Annotated in this window: 6 protein-coding genes and 1 pseudogene; 5 read left to right on the plus strand and 2 right to left on the minus strand. The window is 72.9% G+C overall.

Annotated elements, in window-relative coordinates; genetic code table 11:
• The coding region (locus ACJA3G_RS28700; RefSeq protein ID WP_406555948.1) for a polysaccharide deacetylase family protein at positions 1-729 on the plus strand (729 nt) is incomplete at its 5' end.
• A 33-nt stretch (positions 730-762) separates the two neighbouring features.
• Here ACJA3G_RS28700 and ACJA3G_RS28705 read toward each other — a convergent pair.
• Complete coding sequence (locus tag ACJA3G_RS28705; protein WP_406555949.1) at positions 763-942, minus strand: hypothetical protein; 180 nt, start codon at positions 940-942, stop codon at positions 763-765.
• A 78-nt stretch (positions 943-1,020) separates the two neighbouring features.
• Positions 1,021-1,698, minus strand: a complete 678-nt coding sequence (locus tag ACJA3G_RS28710) for an AIM24 family protein (RefSeq protein WP_406555950.1) — start codon at positions 1,696-1,698, stop codon at positions 1,021-1,023.
• A gap of 70 nt (positions 1,699-1,768) precedes the next feature.
• Between ACJA3G_RS28710 and ACJA3G_RS28715 the strand changes: the two genes are divergently transcribed.
• From ACJA3G_RS28715 to ACJA3G_RS28730, 4 genes and pseudogenes are all read left to right on the plus strand, one after another.
• Positions 1,769-2,506, plus strand: a complete 738-nt coding sequence (locus tag ACJA3G_RS28715) for a peptidyl-tRNA hydrolase (protein WP_406555951.1) — start codon at positions 1,769-1,771, stop codon at positions 2,504-2,506.
• A gap of 83 nt (positions 2,507-2,589) precedes the next feature.
• Positions 2,590-3,234 (plus strand): annotated as a pseudogene (locus tag ACJA3G_RS28720) (DUF4142 domain-containing protein); the annotation flags it as partial.
• A 126-nt stretch (positions 3,235-3,360) separates the two neighbouring features.
• Complete coding sequence (locus tag ACJA3G_RS28725; RefSeq protein WP_406555953.1) at positions 3,361-4,710, plus strand: DUF692 domain-containing protein; 1,350 nt, start codon at positions 3,361-3,363, stop codon at positions 4,708-4,710.
• 184 nt (positions 4,711-4,894) lie between these two features.
• Positions 4,895-5,540: DUF4142 domain-containing protein (locus tag ACJA3G_RS28730; protein WP_406555952.1), on the plus strand; the 646-nt coding region annotated here is incomplete at its 3' end.

The following is a 5,540-nucleotide window of genomic DNA, read 5'->3' on the forward strand; positions in this document are numbered from 1 at the left end:
GCGCGGACCCCCCGTCAGGCGCCCACGCTCGCACCGGGCCCCGGCGGTCTCACCCCGGTCTTCAGCCGGGCTCCCCGGGGCGGCCAGAAGATCGTCGCGCTCACCTTCGACGCCGACATGACCGCCGACGAGGGACCGCGGGCGGCGCGCGGTGAACGCTTCGACAATCCCGCGCTCATCGCCGACCTGCGTCGGCTGAAGGTCCCCGCGACCGTCTTCATGACGGGCCGGTGGGCCGAGGAGTACCCGGCCGAGGCCCGCGCCATCGGCACCGATCCGAACTTCGAGGTCGCCAACCACTCGTACAGCCATTACGCCTTCAAGTCCCCCTGCTACGGGCTGCCCGTCGTGGGCAGGGGCGAGATGCGCGCCGACGTGGAGAAGGCGACCGCCTCCTTCAAGAAGGCCGGGGTGCGCAACGCGGTGCCCTACTTCCGCTTCCCCGGCGGTTGCTTCGACGACGGGGTGCTCAGGGCGCTCGGCCCGCTGCGGATGACCGCGGTGCAGTGGGACGTGGTGAGCGGTGACGCCTTCGCGCACGACGCGGACGCCGTCGCCGAACAGGTGCTGGCGGGTGTGAAGCCGGGCTCGCTGGTGGTCATGCACTGCACCCGCAGCGCGGCGCCCGTCACCGACCGGGCGGTCCAGCGGATCGTGCCCGAGCTCCGCGCGCGCGGCTACCGCTTCGTGAAGGTGTCGGAGCTCATCGGGTCGGCCGCGAAGGGCTAGCGACCGGCCCCAGCCCCCGGCGCGCCACCGGCGTCACCCGGAGCAGGCGGTGCGCTGGGCCTCCTGCCACTCGCACACCGGGCAGAGCGTGATGCCCTTGACCGACTCCGGGTACTCGGTGGGCTCGCGGCACAGCACGCACTCCGCGACGGCCGGGGCGCAGTAGCTCCCGTCGCCCTCGCCCACGCGCGGCCGGTCCTGGTCCTGGTCCATACCGACCAGCGTAGTCGCCCGGGGGCCGCCGGTGCTTTGCCGTCGGCGGCCCGTCCGGGGCCGGGCCGCTCGGGGGCCTCAGTGCTGCTCGGTCTTTTTCGGGGTCACCTCGCTCGGGCGGACGATGACATACCCCTCGCCCTGGAGCATCAGCTGCACGGCCTCACCGGAGCCGCCGCGGATCATCGAGCCGATGGACTGCGAGCGGTGCAGGGAGGTGTTCAGGTTCGCGGTCCAGCCGACGACCGCGTCGGTGTCCACGTACACCGGCTGCTGCGCGGTGACCGGAATGACCAGCGGGTTGCCGTCACAGACCAGGCCGAGCCGGCCCCAGCCGGTGAAGACGCTGTTGAAGAGGCCGCCACCGGCGATGCCGGAACCCTTGACGGTCTTGATCTCGTACGAGAGCGAGGCGTCGAAGCACAGGACGTTGCGGCCGTTGACGGTCAGGACGTCGCCCTGCTCGATGTCGACGATGAAACAGTTCTGCGCCTCGTGCGCGAACCATGCCTCGCCCTGGCCCGTGACCGCCATCAGGGGCAGGCCCTCACCGGTGACCGCGCGCTTGAGCATGCCCCCTATGCCCTGGCCGCGCCGCTCGAACTGGAGGTTTCCGCGGTAGGCGATCATCGCTCCCTGGCGTGCGAGCATCTCGCCGTTGACCGCGTACTTGATGGACTTGGCGTTCTGCAGCGTCATACCGGCCTCGGTGGCCGGCTCCGCCATGTGCCCCGGGGAAAAAAGATCGCTCTTCATGCGGGCATCCTGTCCCGGAAGGGTTCATTCCGCCAAGATTCCGGGGAAGCGCGGCTGGCAGACTGGTGCGGTGAGCAGTGAAGAGACGCCGAAGACGCCCGCCGCGAGCCCGTTCCGCGAGGAGCCCGACGTACGCGACGAGGCCCCCCAGTACGTCCTGCCGCTGGTCGTCCGCATCGAGAAGACCGACCCGCCGGCCCGCACCGACGCGCTGGAGACCGCGGCCCGGGCCGTCCTGGTGATGCTCGCCGACGAGCGGTCGCTCGGCGACGGCGACTGGGCCCGGGCCGTACGGGACTGGCAGGACGCCAGGATCCGCAAGGTGGTGCGGCGGGCGCGCGGCGCCGAGTGGCGCAAGGCGTCGGCGCTGCCGGGCATCACCGTGACCGGCAAGTCGGCGCAGGTGCGGGTCTTTCCGCCGGTGCCGCTGGACGGCTGGCCGAAGGAGCTGCTCAAGCTCCAGGTCTCCGGGACGGACCTGGACGACCCGGCCGAGCCGCCGGCCCCCGACCCCCTCGCGCCGGTCCTGTGGCTCAACCCGGAGCTCGACATGTCGGCGGGCAAGACGATGGCCCAGGCCGGGCACGGCGCCCAGCTCGCCTGGTGGGAGCTGACGGAGGCGGAGCGCACGGCGTGGCGGGAGGCGGACTTCGCCCTGTCGGTCCGGGTGGCCCCCCGCGAGCGGTGGGCGGCGCTGACGGCCGGCGGGCTGCCGGTGGTCCGGGACGCGGGCTTCACGGAGATCGCGCCGGGGTCGTGCACGGTGGTGGCGGACCACCCGGCGCTGCGGGAGCGGCTCGGCCGGTGAACGCCGTCCGGATGATCTGAACACGACTCCCGTCCCATCCGTACCTCCCGGTACGCCAAATCGCCTGCACGGGAGGCATGTTCATGCGACGCATCGGACGGACGGACCGGACCGACCGGACCGGGATACTCGGCCGTTTCAACGGAACGGCCCTGATCATCGTGGCGCTGGCCGCCACCATCGGCGCGCTCGCCTTCCCCGTCTGGTCGTACGCCGACCGGCTGGGGACGGACAAGTCGAACCTCGACGCGTCGTCGGTGGCGACCCGCTGGGGGCCGCTCTCGCCCGCCGACCGCGAGCTGGTGACGAAGGTGCGGCTGGCCGGGCTGTGGGAGCTGCCCGCCGGGCAGCAGGCGCAGGAGCGGGCCCCCAGCACGGCGATCAAGGCGGCCGGTGATCACCTGGTCATGGGGCACACCGCGCTGGACAAGCACGTACGCGATGTCGCCGCCCAGCTCGGGATGGAGCTGCCCAACCAGCCCAACGAACAGCAGCAGGGCTGGCTCAAGGAGCTCTCGGCCGCGCAGGGCCACGACTACGAGGTGAAGTTCGCCAACCTGCTGCGGCGCGCCCACGGCAAGGTGTTCGGGCTGGTCGCCCAGGTCCGGGCCTCCACCCGCAACTCGCTGGTACGCGATCTGGCGCAGGACGCGAACCAGACCGTCCTCGACCACATCAACATGCTGGAGGCGACGGGCCTGGTGGACTACGACTCCCTGGCCGCGCAGAAGTGAGCCAACCTCAAATCAAGCTCTGAAGGCGGTCGCCGATGGGTTGGCGCGGGCCGGGCGGGGCCATGACCACTCCACACGCGCCCTGAACGCGTCGGACTACGGGGGAGGCCGGCCATGGAGCTGGAGCTGGGGATCGGCATCGGCTGGCGGCCCGAGATCGCGGACGCGGTCGAGCGGCTGCCGGGCGTCGACTGGGTGGAGGTGGTGGCCGAGAACCTCTGCCCCGGCCACCTCCCCGAGTCGCTGGTACGGCTGCGGCAACGCGGGGTCACGGTCGTGCCGCACGGCGTCTCGCTGGGCCTCGGCGGCGCCGACCGCCCCGACGCCGGGCGGCTGGCCGAGCTGGCCGAGCGGGCGCGGGCGCTGTCGGCTCCGCTGGTCACCGAGCACATCGCGTTCGTGCGCGGCGGGGGCGCGCTCACCGCGTCGCCGCGCCTGGAGGCGGGGCATCTGCTGCCCGTGCCGCGCACCTGGGACGCGCTGGAGGTGCTCTGCGAGAACGTCCGTATCGCCCAGGAGAGCCTGCCGGTGCCGCTCGCCCTGGAGAACATCGCGGCGCTGGTGAACTGGCCGGACGAGGACATGACGGAGGGGCAGTTCCTCGCGGAGCTGGTGGAGCGTACGGGGGTGCGGCTCCTGATCGACGTGGCGAACCTGCACACGAACCGGGTGAACCGCCGGGAGGACCCGGCGAAGGCCCTCGCGGAGCTGCCGGTGGAGGCGATCGCGTATGTGCACGTCGCCGGGGGCGTCGAGAAGGACGGTGTCTGGCACGACACGCATGCGCACCCCGTGGGCGCGGAGGTGCTGGGTGTGCTGGCGGAGCTGGTGGGGCGGGTGGCGCCGCCGGGGGTGTTGCTGGAGCGGGACGACGCGTTTCCGCCGGAGGCGGAGTTGGCAGGAGAGCTGTCCGCAATCCGCGGCGTCCTGGCGGAAGCCCCGCCTCGCGCCGGTCGCACGGCTTCCCGCTCCCCTGAGGGCCGGGGACCGCGGCCCCTGCTCCCGACGCCGGCGAACCTCGCGGGTTCCGAGCCCCCCACCGGCCACGCACGGTCGGCCGACGCGGACGGGGAGCCGGAACGCGTCCCGCTCGCCCTCGCCCAGACCTCACTCCTCTCGGCCCTGGTCGCGGGTACCCCGGTGCCGCCCGGGTTCGACGCCGCCCGGCTGCGGGTCCAGGCCCGCGCCCTCGCCGCCAAGCGGGCCGATGTGGTGGCCAGGGTGGCGCCCGAGCTGCCCCGCATCCTGGGGGACGCCTACCGGCCGGCCTACCTCGCCTACGCGCGCGAGCGCCCCATGTGCGACGGCTACCGCCGTGACGCCCTGGACTTCGTGGAGTCGCTGCTCCGGCGGGAGGACCTCGGCGACGACGTCTCCCGGCAATTGCGGCGCTGGTGGCGGGACCGGGCCGGCGCCCGGCCTCCGAGGCGGGTCACCCGCTTCGTACGCGGACTCGTACGGGCCGCGTAGCCGGCGGGCGGTCTCGTAAGGGCCCGCCCGGACGGGGCGGGCACGGTACCACCCGGTCCCCGGCGACGCCTCGGACTCGGCCGACTCGTGATGCCTCCCACACGGTCCCGTCACGGTTTTCCTCGAAACACTCCCCGGATCACCTGCCTCCGCATTACCGTGCGCACCGCACTTGGAGGCTTTCATGCGTCGGATATTCCTTTCCGGTACCGGCTTGGTCGTCGTCGCCCTGACCGCGACCATCGCCGCCCTGCTCTTCCCCGTCTGGTCCTACGCCGACCGCTCGGGTACCGGACTCGCCAACCTCAACGCCGGTTCCGTGCCCACCCGCTGGGGTCCGCTCTCGGCCGCCGACCGCGACTTCGTCGTCCGGGTCAGACTCGCCGGGCTGTGGGAGCTGCCCGCCGGGCAGCAGGCCGTCGAGCGGGCGCCCAGCGCGGCCGTCACGACCGCCGGGCACCACCTGATCGACGGGCACGCCTTCCTCGACGCGCGCGTACGCGAGGTCGCGGCCCAGCTCGGGATGGAGCTGCCCGACCAGCCCAACGAACAACAGCGGGGGTGGCTGCGGACGTTGACCGCGGAGAGCGGGGCCACCTACGAGAAGGACTTCGCCAACATCCTGCGCTCGGCGCACGGGAAGGTGTTCTCGCTCGTCGCGCAGATCCGGGCCAACACCCGCAACTCGCTGGTGCGTGCCCTCGCCGACGACGCCAACACCACGGTCCTGGACCACATCCGGATGCTGGAGGCGACCGGCMTCGTCGACTTCGACGCGCTGGCCCGGGACAGCGTCGCGGGCGCCACCGCGTCCCCCAGCGGGCCGCCCC

The organism is Streptomyces sp. YS-3 (assembly GCF_045257485.1).
Classification (GTDB): Bacteria; Actinomycetota; Actinomycetes; order Streptomycetales; family Streptomycetaceae; genus Streptomyces.

Excerpts from the sequence above, each read along its gene's own strand:
- ACJA3G_RS28710 (WP_406555950.1), bottom strand. The coding sequence starts at position 1,698 with ATGAAGAGCGATCTTTTTTCCCCGGGGCACATGGCGGAGCCGGCCACC.
- ACJA3G_RS28705 (WP_406555949.1), bottom strand. The coding sequence starts at position 942 with ATGGACCAGGACCAGGACCGGCCGCGCGTGGGCGAGGGCGACGGGAGC.